The 15662-nt window shown below is 45.0% G+C and carries 14 protein-coding genes and 2 tRNA genes; 11 read left to right on the top strand and 5 right to left on the bottom strand.

Going from position 1 to position 15662, the window contains the following annotated elements; genetic code table 11:
• Positions 1-9: 9 nt before the first annotated feature.
• From KGMB01110_RS04260 to dapF, 10 genes are all read left to right on the top strand, one after another.
• The gene (locus KGMB01110_RS04260; protein WP_117888975.1) at positions 10-687 is read left to right on the top strand and encodes an ABC transporter ATP-binding protein; all 678 of its coding nucleotides are present in this window, start codon (positions 10-12) and stop codon (positions 685-687) included.
• Positions 674-1462 (top strand): tRNA pseudouridine(38-40) synthase TruA, encoded by a 789-nt coding sequence (truA, locus tag KGMB01110_RS04255; RefSeq protein ID WP_117602733.1) that lies wholly within the window; start codon positions 674-676, stop codon positions 1460-1462. Before KGMB01110_RS04260 ends, truA begins: the two co-directional genes overlap by 14 nt.
• A 13-nt stretch (positions 1463-1475) precedes the next feature.
• Positions 1476-2228, top strand: coding sequence for an exodeoxyribonuclease III (xth, locus tag KGMB01110_RS04250; RefSeq protein WP_119297661.1), 753 nt, complete (start codon positions 1476-1478; stop codon positions 2226-2228).
• Between the two features lie 132 nt (positions 2229-2360).
• A complete protein-coding gene (locus KGMB01110_RS04245; protein WP_119299076.1) occupies positions 2361-3584 on the top strand; it encodes a CobW family GTP-binding protein in 1224 nt (407 codons plus the stop codon).
• Between the two features lie 34 nt (positions 3585-3618).
• Positions 3619-4566: a TIGR03943 family putative permease subunit gene (locus KGMB01110_RS04240; RefSeq protein ID WP_117602736.1), complete on the top strand. Its 948-nt coding sequence runs from the start codon at positions 3619-3621 to the stop codon at positions 4564-4566.
• Positions 4567-4700: 134 nt separating this feature from the next.
• Positions 4701-5453: a polysaccharide deacetylase family protein gene (locus KGMB01110_RS04235; protein WP_119297660.1), complete on the top strand. Its 753-nt coding sequence runs from the start codon at positions 4701-4703 to the stop codon at positions 5451-5453.
• A gap of 159 nt (positions 5454-5612) precedes the next feature.
• Entirely contained in the window at positions 5613-6944 is a 1332-nt protein-coding gene (gene glnA / locus KGMB01110_RS04230; RefSeq protein WP_119297659.1) for a type I glutamate--ammonia ligase, read from the top strand.
• 46 nt (positions 6945-6990) lie between these two features.
• A complete protein-coding gene (locus tag KGMB01110_RS04225) occupies positions 6991-7539 on the top strand; it encodes an ANTAR domain-containing response regulator (RefSeq protein ID WP_117602739.1) in 549 nt (182 codons plus the stop codon).
• Between the two features lie 67 nt (positions 7540-7606).
• Positions 7607-9127, top strand: coding sequence for an alanine/glycine:cation symporter family protein (locus KGMB01110_RS04220; RefSeq protein ID WP_119297658.1), 1521 nt, complete (start codon positions 7607-7609; stop codon positions 9125-9127).
• 2 nt (positions 9128-9129) lie between these two features.
• Positions 9130-9972 (top strand): diaminopimelate epimerase, encoded by an 843-nt coding sequence (gene dapF, locus KGMB01110_RS04215; protein WP_119297657.1) that lies wholly within the window; start codon positions 9130-9132, stop codon positions 9970-9972.
• A 259-nt stretch (positions 9973-10231) separates the two neighbouring features.
• Here dapF and KGMB01110_RS04210 read toward each other — a convergent pair whose 3' ends face one another.
• The 5 genes from KGMB01110_RS04210 to KGMB01110_RS04190 all read right to left on the bottom strand — a co-directional run bounded on the left by KGMB01110_RS04210 (position 10232) and on the right by KGMB01110_RS04190 (position 14218).
• On the bottom strand, positions 10232-12040 hold the full coding sequence (locus KGMB01110_RS04210) for a hypothetical protein (protein ID WP_170141665.1): 1809 nt from the start codon (positions 12038-12040) through the stop codon (positions 10232-10234).
• 512 nt (positions 12041-12552) lie between these two features.
• Positions 12553-12626 (bottom strand) — tRNA-Pro (locus tag KGMB01110_RS04205).
• 35 nt (positions 12627-12661) lie between these two features.
• Positions 12662-12732 (bottom strand) — tRNA-Gln (locus KGMB01110_RS04200).
• Positions 12733-12873: 141 nt separating this feature from the next.
• Positions 12874-13728 (bottom strand): shikimate dehydrogenase, encoded by an 855-nt coding sequence (aroE, locus tag KGMB01110_RS04195; protein WP_119297655.1) that lies wholly within the window; start codon positions 13726-13728, stop codon positions 12874-12876.
• A 70-nt stretch (positions 13729-13798) separates the two neighbouring features.
• Positions 13799-14218 (bottom strand): PaaI family thioesterase, encoded by a 420-nt coding sequence (locus tag KGMB01110_RS04190; RefSeq protein WP_119297654.1) that lies wholly within the window; start codon positions 14216-14218, stop codon positions 13799-13801.
• Between the two features lie 152 nt (positions 14219-14370).
• Here KGMB01110_RS04190 and KGMB01110_RS04185 point away from each other — a divergent pair, with 152 nt between their 5' ends.
• Positions 14371-15660: a hypothetical protein gene (locus KGMB01110_RS04185; protein ID WP_119297653.1), complete on the top strand. Its 1290-nt coding sequence runs from the start codon at positions 14371-14373 to the stop codon at positions 15658-15660.
• Positions 15661-15662 lie beyond the last annotated feature (2 nt).

Genomic DNA, 15662 nt, shown 5'->3' with positions numbered 1-15662 from the left:
GGTGCACAAATGAGTGAAAAAGTGTTAGAATTAGAGCATGTGAATGCTTATTACAGAGAAAACAGACAGAGAAAGCAGATTCTTAAGGATGTGACTTTTTCTATTTATGAAGGAGATATTGTGGGTCTGGTGGGAGCCAGCGGAAGTGGAAAATCCACCTTGTGCAAGGCGGTTCTTGGACTTTTGAAAGAATATGACGGAGAGATCCGACATTTTACCAACCGTCCGCAGATGGTGTTCCAGGATCCGTTCCGCTCACTGAACCCACGGAAGACGATTGGGTGGATCCTGGAGGAACCCTTAAAGATCCATACCAGACTTTCGGCGAAAGAACGGAAGGAACAAGCCTGCAAATATCTGGAAAAGGTTCATCTTTCCGGTGAGTTTTATGACCGATATCCGAGAGAATTAAGTGGAGGACAGCGTCAGAGAGTAAGCCTGGCACTGGCACTGATCTCGGGAGCGAAGTTCATTCTGGCGGATGAACCGTTGTCCGCGTTGGATGTGACGGTTCAGGCACAGATTTTACAGTTGTTAAAAGAACTGAAAGATTCGGAAGGTGTGTCCTATCTGTTTGTGTCTCATGATATCGATGTGGTAAGCATGATCTGCAACCGTGTCCTGTTTCTGAAAGACGGACACATTACTGAGATTGAAAGAGAGCAGGGAAAAGATGCGAACCTATAAACTGACCATAACCTATGACGGGTCAAAGTATCAGGGCTGGCAACGACAGATCAATACTGATCTTACGATTCAGGGAATTCTGGAGCGGACCATCGGGATGTATGTGGGATATAATGTAGAAATCAACGGGTCCGGAAGGACAGATGCGGGAGTGCATGCACAGGGACAGGTTTCAAGCCTGGTATTAAGAGGTCAGGTGGACATGCATGAATTTATGACGACGATTAACCGCCATCTTCCGGAAGATATTAAGATCGCCAAGATGGAGCTGATGAAAAACGGATTCCATGCAAGGCATAATGCACAGGGCAAACGGTATGAATATTATCTGGATACCCGGGAAAAGCCGGATGTATTTACCAGAAGATACAGCTTTCATTATCCCCACGAACTGAATGTGGAGGCCATGGAAAAAGCAGCGGCCTATTTGATCGGAACCCATGAATTTGACAGTTTTACGGATATGAAACCCGGAGAAAAATCTACCCGGAGAACTATCGATGAGATCCGAATTGAGCGGGAAGCCAATAAAATTCGGATCGTTTACAAGGGCAACGGATTTTTATATCATATGGTAAGAAAACTGACCGGAACCCTTCTGGAAGTGGGAATCGGAGAAAAAGATCCGGAGGAGATCCCGGAGATTCTGGCGGCAAAAGATTCGTCAAGATCCGGTTTTCTGGCTCCGGCAAGAGGACTGTTCCTGCGGGAAGTCTATTATAAATATGCAAAGCCGGAACCGGTAAAAGAAGAGATCGACTGGCTGGATGCATAAGAAGGAGAAAAGGATGAAATTTGTATCATGGAATGTGAACGGGATCCGCGCCTGTGTGCAAAAAGGATTCCTGGATTTTTTTAAAGAGGCGGATGCGGATATCTTCTGTATTCAGGAGACGAAGATGCAGGAAGGTCAGCTTACGCTGGAACTGGACGGATACCATCAGTACTGGAATTCTGCAGTGAAGAAAGGATATTCCGGTACGGCAATCTTTACGAAGAAGGAGCCGGTATCTGTATCTTACGGAATCGGAATAGAAGAACACGATCAGGAAGGTCGTGTGATCACACTGGAATTTGAAGATTTTTATTTTATTACGGTCTATACACCAAATTCCCAGAGCGAATTGAAGCGTCTGGATTACCGGATGAAATGGGAAAGCGATTTCCTGAGTTATCTGAAAAAGTTAGAAGAGCGCAAACCGGTTGTTTTTTGCGGAGATCTTAATGTGGCCCATACCGAGATTGACCTGAAGAATCCGAAGACAAACCGGAAAAATGCGGGATTTACGGACGAGGAACGTCAGAAATTTACGGAACTGTTAGAGGCGGGATTTATCGATACATTCCGGTATTTCTATCCGGATAAGGAAGGCATTTATTCCTGGTGGTCCTATCGGTTCAAAGCAAGAGAAAAGAATGCCGGATGGCGTATTGATTATTTTTGTGTATCTGAGGGGTTGAAAGATCGCTTGAAAGGTGCGAAAATACTAACAGACGTTTATGGGTCTGATCATTGTCCGGTCATTCTGGAAATGGAATAAAAGAAAACAGAGGATAGTGTCGGAGTGGATTCGGCACTTTTCTTAATGCAAGACAAAATGTCATTTGAAGTTTTCGGTAATACGGGATATAGAAGTGTCCGGAGGTTGCCGGTAAGTAGGAGGTAGAAAATGATGGCAAAGACAAAAGTAGATATTATTTCCGGCTTTCTTGGAGCAGGAAAGACAACCCTGATTAAGAAGCTGTTAAAGGAAGGATTTCAGGGAGAACAGGTGGTTCTGATTGAAAATGAATTCGGGGAGATCGGAATCGACGGAGGGTTCTTAAAAGAAGCAGGAGTGGAGATCCGGGAAATGAATTCCGGTTGTATCTGCTGCTCTCTGGTGGGAGATTTCGGAGAGTCTCTGAAAGAAGTAGTAGAGACTTATCATCCGGATCGTATCCTGATCGAACCATCCGGAGTCGGTAAACTCTCTGACGTGATCAAAGCGGTCAAAGACGTACAGGATAAAGTGGAAATCGAACTGAACAGCTTTACGACGGTAGCGGATGTAACAAAATGTAAAATCTATCTGAAGAACTTCGGAGAATTCTTTAGCAATCAGATCGAATACGCCGGAGCAATTATCTTAAGCAGAACCGATAAGGCAAAACCGGGCAAAGCAGAAGAAGCAGTGCAGATGCTGCGTGAGATCAATGAAAAAGCACCGATCATTACAACACCGATTGCTCAGCTTGACGGGAAAAAGATCGTAGAAACCATGGAACACAGCATGAGTCTGGAAGAGGAACTTCTGGCAGAGATCACCTGCCCGGAATGTGGCGGACATCACGCAGAAGGTGAGTGTTGCGGACATGATCATGAACATCATCACCACGACCATGATCAGGAAGAGCATGAGCACCATCACGACCATGACCATGAGGAACACGAGCATCATCACGATCATGACCATGAAGGACATGAGCATCACCACGATCATGACCATGAAGGACATGAGCATCACCACGATCATGACCATGAAGGACATGAGCATCATCATGACCATGATCACGAGTGTGGATGCGGTTGCGGACACGATCATCATCATGATCATCACGGACATCATCATGCTGATGAGGTCTTCACAAGCTGGGGCCATGAGACCATGAAGAAATATACGCAGGAACAGGTAGCTGAGATCCTAAAGACCTTGGAATCAGATCCGGCTTATGGAGATGTTCTCCGTGCAAAGGGTATGGTAGAGTCTCCGGATGGAACTTGGGTTTACTTTGATATGGTGCCGGGTGAGCATGAAGTGCGTTCAGGCGCACCGGAATATACCGGACGCCTCTGTGTCATCGGAGCAAAACTGGATGAGGAAAAACTGGAAGAGTTGTTCGGACTTCATGAATAATTAATCTGATTATAGAAAGAAAAGGAAAAGGACTATGGATGAACCAAGAGTAATGCTGTATCTGATGACAGGATTTCTGGACAGCGGAAAATCTCAGTTTCTGAAATTTACCCTGCAGCAGGATTATTTTCAGGTAGACGGAACTACGCTTCTGATCCTCTGCGAAGAGGGAGAAGAAGAGTTTGATGAAAAACAGTTTGCAAAATACGGAGTAAAGATCCTGACAGTGGAAGATCAGGAAGATCTGACCGAGGAATGGCTGCAGGAATTGGAAGATACCTACCATCCGGAACGTGTTGTGGTAGAATACAACGGAATGTGGAAAGTCAGTGAATTTGAGGCACTGACTCTGCCGGAAGGCTGGGGGATTGCCCAGAAGCTGACCACAGTGGATGCCAGCACCTTTGAGGTGTATATGATGAATTTAAAACCGCTGTTTGTGGAAATGGTCAGAGATTCGGAACTGGTGGTATTTAACCGTTGTACCGATGTAAAGCCGCTGGCAGGATATCGAAGAAGTGTAAAGGTAGTCAGCCCGCAAGCAGAAGTTGTCTTTGAAAATGATCAGGGCGAGATTGAGAATATCTTTGCGGACAGCGTACCGTTTGATCTGGATGCACCGGTGATTCAGATTCCGAATGAAGATTATGGAATCTGGTATGTGGATATGATGGATCACCCGGATCGTTACAAGGGAAAAGTGGTAGAGATTATTGCGAGAGCAATGAAACCAAAGGGATTCCCGCCGAAATATATTATGCCGGGACGTATGGCCATGACCTGTTGTGCGGATGATACCTCGTTTATCGGATATCTTTGCGATTATGAGGATGCACCTTCTCTCAAACCGGGAGAATGGGTGAAAGTCCGGGCAAAAGTAACTTTCCGCCATGTATCGGTTTACAGAGGCAGAGGTCCGGTATTGAAGGCAATCAGCGTAGAACCGGCGGATCCGGTACCGGAGCTGGTATATTTCAATTAATCCGGAAATAATCCAGACAAAATGAAATAAGATAAAGAATCCATTTGTAGCAGGGAAAAGTTGCAGGATGGTTTCAGACATTTCGAGAAAGAATCCGGCATATATTGGATAGAAGAAATAAGATCAGGAGATCTATGAAAAAATATAGTCTGGTTATTCTGGCGGCACTTGTGGTCGTGGCGGGTTCCTTAAGATATCTTTCTTCTCTGGCGAGAGTGACGGCAAATGTCAGTGGAAGGGAATTGCCGATCTATTCGGTGGAGACGGAAGAGAAGAAGGTGGCGTTGTCATTTGACGCAGCCTGGGGTAATGAGGACACACAGAAAATCCTGGATATTCTGAAAAAGGAAAAAGTCCATGTAACCTTTTTTATGACCGGTGGATGGGTCAGTGAGTACCCGGAAGATGTAAAGGCAATCAAAGCGGCGGGGCATGACCTGGGAAATCACAGTGAAACTCATAAAAACATGAGTCAGTTATCGAAAGAAGAACAGAAAGAAGAACTGATGAAGGTGCATGAAGAGGTGAAAGAGCTGACGGGGGTGGAGATGGAACTGTTCCGACCGCCTTACGGAGATTATGATGATCAGGTGATCCTGACGGCAAAAGAGTGCGGATATTATCCGATTCAATGGGACGTGGACAGTCTGGACTGGAAAAATTACGGAACAGACAGCGTGATTCAGACCATTCTGGAGCATAAAAATCTACGAAACGGCTCCATCATTCTCTGTCATAACGGAGCAAAATATACGGCCGATGCGCTGGAATCTGTGATCCGGGGACTGAAAGAAAAGGGATATGAGATCGTACCGATTTCGGAACTGATCTATCGGGAAAATTATCATATGGATCCGGCGGGACGGCAGATTTCTGATGAAAGATGAGAATTGACAAACTATAACGGAATGGCTATAATAAGGGACAAACAAAGGCGTTTTCAATGGATGAGAGCGCCTTTTTGTCATTTTATCCGGCAATTGCATACAATTTTTTTTCTTTGCCGGGCATACAAGAACACAAGGTCAATGTCAAGGAGGTTTACCATGCGAAACTATACACGAGAAGATATATTTGAAATGATCGAGGAAGAGGATATTGGATTTATCCGGTTACAGTTCACAGACATCTGGGGGATGATGAAAAATGTGGCGATCACACCTGGACAGCTTCAGAAAGCGCTGGAGAAAGGCTGCATGTTTGATGGGGCTGCGATCGAGGGCTTTGCGAAGATTGAAGAGTCGGACATGTACCTGTTCCCGGATATCCGTACCTTTGAGATTTTTCCGTGGAGACCTCAGCAGGGAAAGGTGGCGCGCCTGATCTGTGATGTCCATCGCCCGGACGGACACCATTATGAAAGTGATCCGAGAAATATCCTGAAATGTGCGATCCAGAAAGCGGCAGAGGAAGGCTATACTCTGAATGTGGGACCGGAGTGTGAATTTTTCCTGTTCCATACCGATGAAGATGGTATGCCGACGACACTGACACATGAAAAGGCTGGATATTTTGATATGGGTCCTCTGGATCTGGGGGAAAATGCAAGAAGAGATATTGTGCTGACTCTGGAAGATATGGGATTCGAGGTTGAGGCTTCCCATCACGAGGGCGCACCGGCGCAGCATGAAGTGGATTTTAAATATGATGATGCCCTGACAACGGCGGACAATATCATGACCTTTAAGCTGGTGGTAAAAATGATCGCAAAACGTCATGGTCTTCATGCTACATTTATGCCGAAACCGAAGGCGGGAGTCAACGGATCGGGAATGCATATCAATATGTCGCTTTCGAAGAACGGTAAAAACATTTTCCAGGATCCGGAAGACAAGAACGGCCTGAGCCGGGAAGCGTATTATTTTATCGGAGGTTTGTTGAAGCATATGAAGGCGATTACCTGCCTGACTAATCCGACGGTAAATTCTTATAAGAGATTTGTACCGGGATATGAAGCACCGGTATATATTGCGTGGTCCATGCAGAATCGAAGTCCGCTGATCCGGATTCCGGCGGTTGACGGGGAGGAAACCAGAATCGAACTGAGAAGTCCGGATGCGACTGCCAATCCCTATCTGGCACTGGCAGTGCTTCTGGAAGCGGGAATGGATGGAATTCGCAATCAGATTATGCCGCCCGAGAGTGTGGATCTGAATATTTTTGAGATGTCAGAAGAAGAACGACAGGCTCTGGGTCTGGAAAAATTACCGATGACACTGGCAGAAGCAGTGGATGAACTGGAAAAGGATGAGTTGATCTGCAAGGTGCTGGGAGAAGATCTTTCCACAAAACTGATCGAATCCTATCGGGAAAAATACAGAGAGTATCAGCAGCAGATCACCCAGTGGGAGATCGACCAATACTTACATAAAATGTAGCATCTCCTGTGACGGAAACAAAGAAAAGTGACAGGAGGTGTGAAGCTTGAGCAATATCATTGTTGTATTCCCCAAAAAAGAGATTGCAACAAATATCCGGAACATTCTGGTAAGAAGCGGATTTGATGTGCTGGCTGTCACAACGACAGGTGCCCAGGCTCTGCACTATGTGGATACATTGGACGATGGAGTGATCGTGTGTGGATATCGACTCTCTGATATGATGTACAGTGATATCAGAGACTATCTTCCGGATTCTTTCCAACTTCTGCTGATCGCATCAGCGGATAAATGGGGAGACGGACTGGAAGAAGGGGTGGTCGGACTTCCCATGCCGATCAAAGTGTACGATCTGGTCAATACTCTGGAAATGATCCTGCAGACCATGAGACGAAGGAGAAAAAAACGCAGGGAAGCTTTAAAGAACCGGGATCCGAAACAACGGGAGATCATTAATCAGGCCAAAGGTCTTCTGATGGAGCGAAATGGTATGACAGAAGAGGAAGCACATCGGTATCTGCAGAAAAACAGTATGGATACAGGAACCAGCATGATAGAAACCGCACAAATGATCCTGACGATCATGTCAGAATAGAAAAAATGTGTTATACTGTCCTTTGTGTATATAAAAATACGAAAATACAAAGGAAAGTTGGGGAAACATGGAAGTATTTGTAACTGTTATGAACAAGGTCAATGACATTATCTGGCATCCGGTAATGTGCGTGTTCCTGATGTTTGCTGCATTGTGGTTTACTGTCAGGTTGAAAGGGATGCAGGTGCGCCGGCTGAAAGACATGGTAAACTGTCTTCTGGAAAAAGGAGACAACAAAGAAGATACCGGTCTTTCGTCTTTTCAGGCTTTTGCGACAACGGTAGGTGGCCGGGTGGGAACCGGAAACATCGCCGGTACGGCAACGGCTGTATTTATGGGAGGCCCGGGCGCGTTGTTCTGGATGTGGGTCACTGCGATTCTCGGAGCATCTACCGGAATGGTAGAGTGTATTCTGGGACAGGCCTATAAGACCAGAAATTTAGGAGAACTGACCGGAGGACCGGCTTTTTATCTGTCCAATGGAATCAAGAATAAGACGCTGGGAAAAACTCTGGCGGTGCTGTTCTGTATTGCGGTATTTATCGGACCGGGATTTCTGCTTCCGGCGATGCAGACTCAGACGGCAGCAACGGCGGTAAACGGAGCGTTTGGGATCTCCTTTTTATTTGTTGGAATTCTCATGACTGTGATCGTTGGAATCGTAACCATGGGTGGAATCAAGCGAATCGGCCAGGTGGCAGAGCTATTGGCTCCGATCATGTGTGGCATTTATTTTATCATTACGATCATCATTCTTGTGGTAAATATCGATCAGGTTCCAGCGGTATTCGGCTCGATTTTTGCCAGTGCATTTGGAAAAGATGCAGTATTCGGAGGAATTGTGGGTTCTGCTCTGGCATGGGGAATCAAACGTGGATTCTTCTCCAATGATGCCGGTAACGGAATGAGTCCGCTGATCTCATCCACATCGGATACGTCCCATCCGGTAAAACAGGGGCTGGTACAGGGATTTTCTGTTTATATTGATACATTGTTGGTCTGCACCTGTACCGGAATTTCTGTATTACTTGCGGGAACCTATAACGTGGCGGCGGACGGCGCAGGAAAAGTGCTGCTGGTAGAAAAATTACCGGGAGTTCAGTATGGAATTGCCTTCATGCAGGAAGCAATGTCTGTGACAGTTGGAAAAGCGGGAGCAATTCTTCTGGCGATCATGCTGTTTGTCTTTATTTTTACTACGATGCTGTCTTATTCCTATCAATTGGAATCCACCTGTAAATTCCTGTTTGGAGAGAGAAAATGGGTGGTAACTTTTGTAAGAATCCTGTTTCTGGTATTCTGTATGTTTGGAATCCTGATCGACGGAGATACGATCTGGCCAATGGGTGATATCGGAGTTGGATGTATGCTCTGGGTCAATACTTTTGGAATCCTTCTGCTGACCCCGAAGGTGATTGCAATTGTGAAAGACTATGAGAAACAGAAAAATCTTGGTCTGGATCCACTCTTTGATCCGGCAACTGTAGGAATCGAAGATGAAGCAAATGTCTGGGGTACCTATGTGGAGAAGAAAAAGCAAAGAGGAGATTATGAGAATCCGGATCTGGGTTATGGAAAGGAAAAGTAATCATGAAATTTACAAAGATGCATGGAATCGGAAATGATTATGTATATGTCAACTGTTTTGAGGAACAGGTGTGGAATCCGTCAGAAGTAGCGATCAAAGTCAGTGACCGCCATTTTGGGATCGGGTCGGATGGTTTGATCCTGATTTGCCCGTCCAACAAGGCAGATTTTGAGATGAAGATGTATAATGCGGACGGTTCCCGTGGAGAAATGTGCGGAAACGGAATCCGTTGTGTGGCGAAATATGTGTATGAATATGGCTTGACGGATCAGGAACATATTTCCGTGGAAACCCTTGGGGGAATAAAATATCTGGATCTGACGGTGGAAGACGGAAAAGTTCTTCAGGTAAAAGTGGATATGGGAGAACCCATCCTGGAAGCGGAGAAGATTCCGATTGTTTCCGAACATGATCGTGTGATCGATGAACCGATTACTGTAGATGGAATCGAATATCGAATCACCGGTGTGTCTATGGGAAATCCGCATGATGTGCTGTTTGTCGAGGATGTGAAAGGGCTGGATATTGAAAAAGTAGGCCCATCTTTCGAAAACCATGAAAGATTTCCGAAACGGATTAATACAGAGTTTGTAAAAGTTCTGGATCGAAATACAGTGGAAATGCGTGTGTGGGAACGTGGATCGGGAGAAACACTTGCCTGTGGAACCGGAGCCTGCGCGACAGCAGTGGCATGCATTTTGAATGGACTGACAGAGCATGAGGTGACAGTAAAACTTCTCGGCGGAGAGTTGAAGATCGAGTGGCAGGGAGAGGGACATCCGGTTTATATGACCGGTCCTGCAACCGTGGTATTTGATGGAGAGATTAATCTGGATGAGATGTAGAAAAATAATCTGTTTTTCGTTGTAAATCTCCGATTCTATGAGGAAAAATGCAAAACAGAGCAGACACGTTTTGTCCTATAACCCAAAAACCAGTGGAGATTTGGTGAGTTGAAATCTCCGCTGGTTTTTTATGGTTTGGATGTATAAATTTTTACCTGAATGAAATAAAAATCTCAGGCCAACAACTCCTTTTTGCTGCCTAATTGTCGATTTGCCCACCGAAATGCAGAAACACCCAAAATCGTTTTCCGCTGTATGGTTACGGGGTGATTTTGTGCTTTTTCTTTCTGCTTACAGTCGTTGTAGCAATGGCTGCACCGCTGCTGGCAAACAGCAGAGTAATCCACAGTGCAATGTTGCTGGGATCACCGGTCTGCGTACTCTTATTGGATGTTCCAGGTTTGGCGCTGGCTGGCTTTTTCTCAAGAGCTGCAATGGCATCCTCAATAGCCTTTGCCATCTTATCCACTTCGGATTGCTCAGTAATGTTCTTGTCTCGAACAACAGCCTTCACGGCAGCTTCCACAGCGGAGAAGTCCTTGTAGTCATCCTTGTTCAGGGCATTTGCTTTGGCAATGGCTGCATCAACCTTTGTGTAGTCCGCATCCTTGTATTGCAGAACTGCAATCGCATCTTCAATTGCTTTCGCCATTGCATCCACTTCGCGCTGTTCGGTGATATTCTTACCACGGGCGACAGCGTCTACCGCTGTCTGTACCGCCGAAAAGTCCTTGTATTCGTCCTTCTTCAAGGCATTTGCCTTGGCAATGGCTGCATCAACCTTTGTGTAGTCGGCAGGTAAATAAGTCATTGCAATCGTTTGCGTGTGCGTTGCCGCATCGGCTGTAACTGTTATATTGCCGCTGTATGCTTCGCAGTTATCCGCCGTAACCTCAATAGGATAAGTTCCTGCTTCCAAACTGACAGAGCCGGTAACCTCCTGACCATTCACTTTAACAACAACATTGGTCAGACCGTCTGGCGTTACAACGAAAGAAACCGGATAGACAGCCTTTGTTATAAAATGAACATTCTTATATAGTGCAAAATATTGGGTCCCGCTGGAAAGCAGGTCGATTTCTGTTCCTTCGGAGTCTACCGCTTTTGCATAGTTCAGTTGATAGCCATCCGTAATTACAGGCACACATTCATCGAAAATTGCAGGGATATTGTTCTCATTCGTATTCTTTGCATCGATCTCTGCTTCTTCTACGGTGAAAGATCCGTCACATCCCATCGGGTATTTGCCGTCAGTGGTTACTTTGGCGCCGCCTTTAATCAAAATATTGCCTTTTGTCCATATGGCACTGTCTGCAGTGGAGGTACAGCTTACCTCGCCGCCGTTAACTGTCAGATTGTTTCCGGCATACAGACCGGGATAATAGCTTGTTGCTTTGACTTTGGATGCAATAAGCTCTATATTGCCACCGTTTCCTTCATTATCTTTCCTGATAAATGCTCCGTTACAATGTTCAGAAGTTGCCTTAAGTGTGACATCGGCGCCGTTTGTAATCTTTAACTCATAGGTGTCAATTCCGGCGTACAGACCTGCAGAATCCACAATTGCCCCATCAATCTCAACAATTCCTTCGCCTGAGATGCCCAATCCGCCTTTAGAGTTTATTTTAACCGTTGCTTTATCGGAAATTTTGAGGTCATTGCCTGTGTAAATTCCATCATAAGTATCTCCCTTAACATTGATTGTCAATGTTCCGTCACCAATGATTTCTACTGCATTATCGGAGCAAATTCCCGCTCCTCCGCCGATATCAGTTCGGGTAATAGTGTTTGCTCCGGTCAGCTTTATCTTCAACCTGTTGGGGATAGATGCTTTAATACCGTAATTCGCCATTATATCGTTATCGATGGTCGCATTGTGCAGCGTAAGAGTTGCTGTATCCGGGTCATAGGTTGCTGTTCCTTCTCCACAGGCAATGGAGAGCTTTTCGCTTGTGAATTGTTCGCCGTCTACATACAGATTGTAGTTTCCTGCGGCAAAGGCTACGGTTGGCAACAATCCAACTACCATTACAAGACAGATCAAGATTGCTAATAGTTTTTTCTTCATAGCAGTTCCTCCTCTTTTTTTAATTGTCCGCTTGGTTCTTTCTCCGGTAGCTGACATACCGAGAAAAGATGTGTTTCCAGGTGGGCGTTAGGATTTCAATATCAAACCACCGTCCTTCCGGCAAACGCAAAAAGCCGAAGCCAAGGCATAATAAGCCCTGTCTCCGGCAACTGGTTCGCTATAAATTGTATGATATAAGACTTGACATGTTGAAAAAACGGCACGATGCACCTGCCGAGTCGGCAATAATTGTCGGCGTTTCTGTTTACCATAGTCAAGTCCTCCTTCTATAATTTCTAAGGAAAAAGGATATCTACTCTATAGATATACAGAAATATTATAGCATATATCCATAAAAAATCAAGTAATTTTCGGAATATTACTCTCATTAATGATTAAAAGGTATAACTGGAAAAATCCTGCGATGATAATATAATATTAAAAAAAGTTGGGAAAATTATGTCAGAATGACAATATTGGATATAAAAAAATCCCCCATCGAAATGGGGGAATCGGAGTGACAGGATTTGAACCTGCGACCTCTACGTCCCGAACGTAGCGCTCTACCAAGCTGAGCCACACTCCGATAAAACAGGAACCTGAATGATTCAGATTCCTGAACTACGGATAGAGGACTCGAACCTCTACTAACAGAGTCAGAGTCTGCTGTGCTGCCATTACACCAATCCGCATTACTCGTTTCGTCCCTGTCAGACGCAACATCGTTATTATAACAGACTGATAAAAAAATGCAAGCCTTTTTTTGAAAAAATTTAAAAAAGTTATAACGCTTAAAAAATAACGCTTAAAAACAGGTTTATCGGACCTTGCTTTTAAAGATGAAATTCTTTTACGATGGAATCGGTCATTACATCGATGGGAGCTTCTTCTCCGGTCCAGAGCGTGAAATTGATGGCTCCCTGATTGATCATCATATTCAGGCCGTGAATGGTTTTGGCACCTCTTTTTTCTGCTTCTTTTAAAAAGCAGGTATGTGGGTCGTTGGTAATGACATCACAGACAATCATATGAGATGCAATGGAGTCGTAGGCGATATCTGGTTGTTCATCCGTATTTGGATACATTCCAACAGGAGAGGTGTTGATTAGGATATCCGTATCTGACGGGATAATGATTTCCGGTGTCCAGGGAAGATAAGAACCAATTGCGGGCGTGCGTTCCTGAATCAGAAGCGCAAGATGATGTCCGCGTTCTTCCTGACGATTGATAATCCTGATGTGACTGGTACCGGCAAGGGCCAGTTCTACTGCAATAGCACGGGCAGCGCCTCCGGCTCCGAGAATGGTAACTTTTTTATGAACAGGAGAAATTCCCTCATCGGTCAAAGATTTTAAAAAGCCTTTCCCGTCAGTGTTATCTCCATGAAGTTTGCCCATCTGATTGACGACCACATTTACAGCACCGATGATCTCTGCTTCAGGAGAAATGCTGTCCAGATATTTTAAAACTTCACATTTGTGAGGAATTGTCAGGTTGATTCCTCGAAAATTCAAGGCACGGACAGCCTGCATGGCATCTTTCAGATCTTTCGGATGCACTTCAATCGTCAGATACCGAAAATCAAGATCCAGTGCATGGAAAGCAGCTTCTTCGGGAATCACCGTTGGATTTTCATCTACCGGATAACCGAAGACTCCAACAAGTTCTTTGCGATAGGTGTTTGACATTAAGCGACTCCTTTCTTGTGATGTGGAAAAATGAGTTCATAAGTCATAGGCTTTCTTGGAAGAAAGACAATTAATCGTGAAAGACGATGGGTTTGCCCAGAGAAGCAAACGTAAAAGTTCCTTCAGCCAGTACGGTGTCATCCTGATCTTTAATTTCCACGGTATAGACGGAAATGTTTTTTCCATGTTTTAATTCCGTGGCTTCCCCGGTCAGTTTTGTCGTGTGAAGTCCGGGACGAAGAAAGTTAAAATGACTGTCTAAGGTTGTGACCTGGATTCCGTAAGAAGATGCAGCGGAACCGGCTGTAACGTCGGCAATGGTAAACAGACATCCGCCATGTACGGAATTGATCGGATTTAAATGGGTCTTTGTAACAGGATCAATTACAGTGCGGGCATAGCCTTTTTTGATCTCGATAATCCGAAGATCCATCATATTAGCAAAATAATTGGTTGAATTTCGTGTTTTGATAAGCTTTTCGTAGTCCATAAATTGTCTCCAGTATAAATAGAAATATAAAATGCAACAACGACTCTATTTTACTTGAATAACGAAGGGATTGCAAGAGTGTCCGCCTTGCAAAAAGGGCAGAATTATGGTAACATTAATCGTCATGAAATGGCGAAAAGGAGGGGATTTTCATGTTTGGAAAACGATGTCAGTTATGCGGCGGTAAACTGAATGGTTCGATCTGTCAGGAATGTGGTCTGGATAACAGTAAAAATGATTCACAGTATGAAAAATATCTGGGGACCAGCAAATGTGATGAAGGCCCTCTGACGCATGTGCATGAGGAAAAGAAGCCAAAGAAGGAAAAGACGCAGAAGAAGATTTCATTTCACAGGAGTCAATCCGATAAAACAATGGAGAATGCTTATACGCAATCCAGATCCGGAACTAACACAGGCTACACAGATCCGTATGCATCAGCAGATTCACAACTCGGAAGAGACTATACAGATGCGGGAAATTACGGATCGGGCGATGGATACAGCGGTGCTTCGAATTCCGGAACCGGAAGCCAATATACCGGCACATCCGCAAATAGCAGAACCGGTAGAGGTTACGGCTACACAGCAACCGTGGGGGAGAAGTTCCCGAGAAAGAAAAAGATGCGGAAGGCCGGAAACGGAATCAGGCCAAAAAAGATCCTGGGATTTCTGGTGTTTGCACTGATTGCATTCGAGGTGATCACGAATGTGGGAGAAGATCTGTGGAAAGACAGCACTTCGGTATTTTCTTCAAAAGAAGATTCGGCAGATTCAGATGGTACTTATGATTATGTGACCCGGGAACTGTCGGAAGACGGAGACAGTTGGGAAGAAACGCTGGGAAGCGGAGAATATGTGGTAGGTATCCAGATTCCGGAAGGAATTTACACGCTGGAGGTCGACAGTGGCTCCGATACCTTTAATCTCAGTGATTATGAAAATGGAATCTATCTCTGGAGACAATTCGCACTGGAAGATACCGATGAGGATACGGTGACCAGTCTGGAAGATGTGCGGCTGTACAATGGCGCTGTGGTACGTCTGGATGGTGGAAAAATACGATTTACAACCGATTGTGCGCAAAGCCTGGATAACGGAGAAGACAATCCGCTGACCGAAGAAGTCACGCTGACCGGACAGAATGCGCTGGTGGCAGGCGTTGATTTCCCGGCAGGTGTCTATGATGTAGAGACGACGGATGAATGGGCATACCTGGATTTTGAAGTTCCGGTAGTAGACGGAGAAGAATATGCGGATTATTATATCAGCAGTGTCTACCTGGAACGGGAATATGATGAGGACATTGCTTTTAAAAATCTGGTGATCCCGGAAGGTGTTAAGGTGTCACTGGACGGATCGGGGGAAGATCTGCAGGTGATTTTAAAACCAAGTGAGCGGATTGAGTCCACAGATTATGAGGCATATTATAAAATGAGATAGCC

Origin of the sequence: Mediterraneibacter butyricigenes (assembly GCF_003574295.1) — a bacterium.
Lineage (GTDB): Bacteria > Bacillota > Clostridia > Lachnospirales > Lachnospiraceae > Mediterraneibacter_A > Mediterraneibacter_A butyricigenes.
The sequence above is the reverse complement of the archived record's forward strand: the minus strand, read 5'-3'. Positions and strand labels throughout refer to the sequence as shown.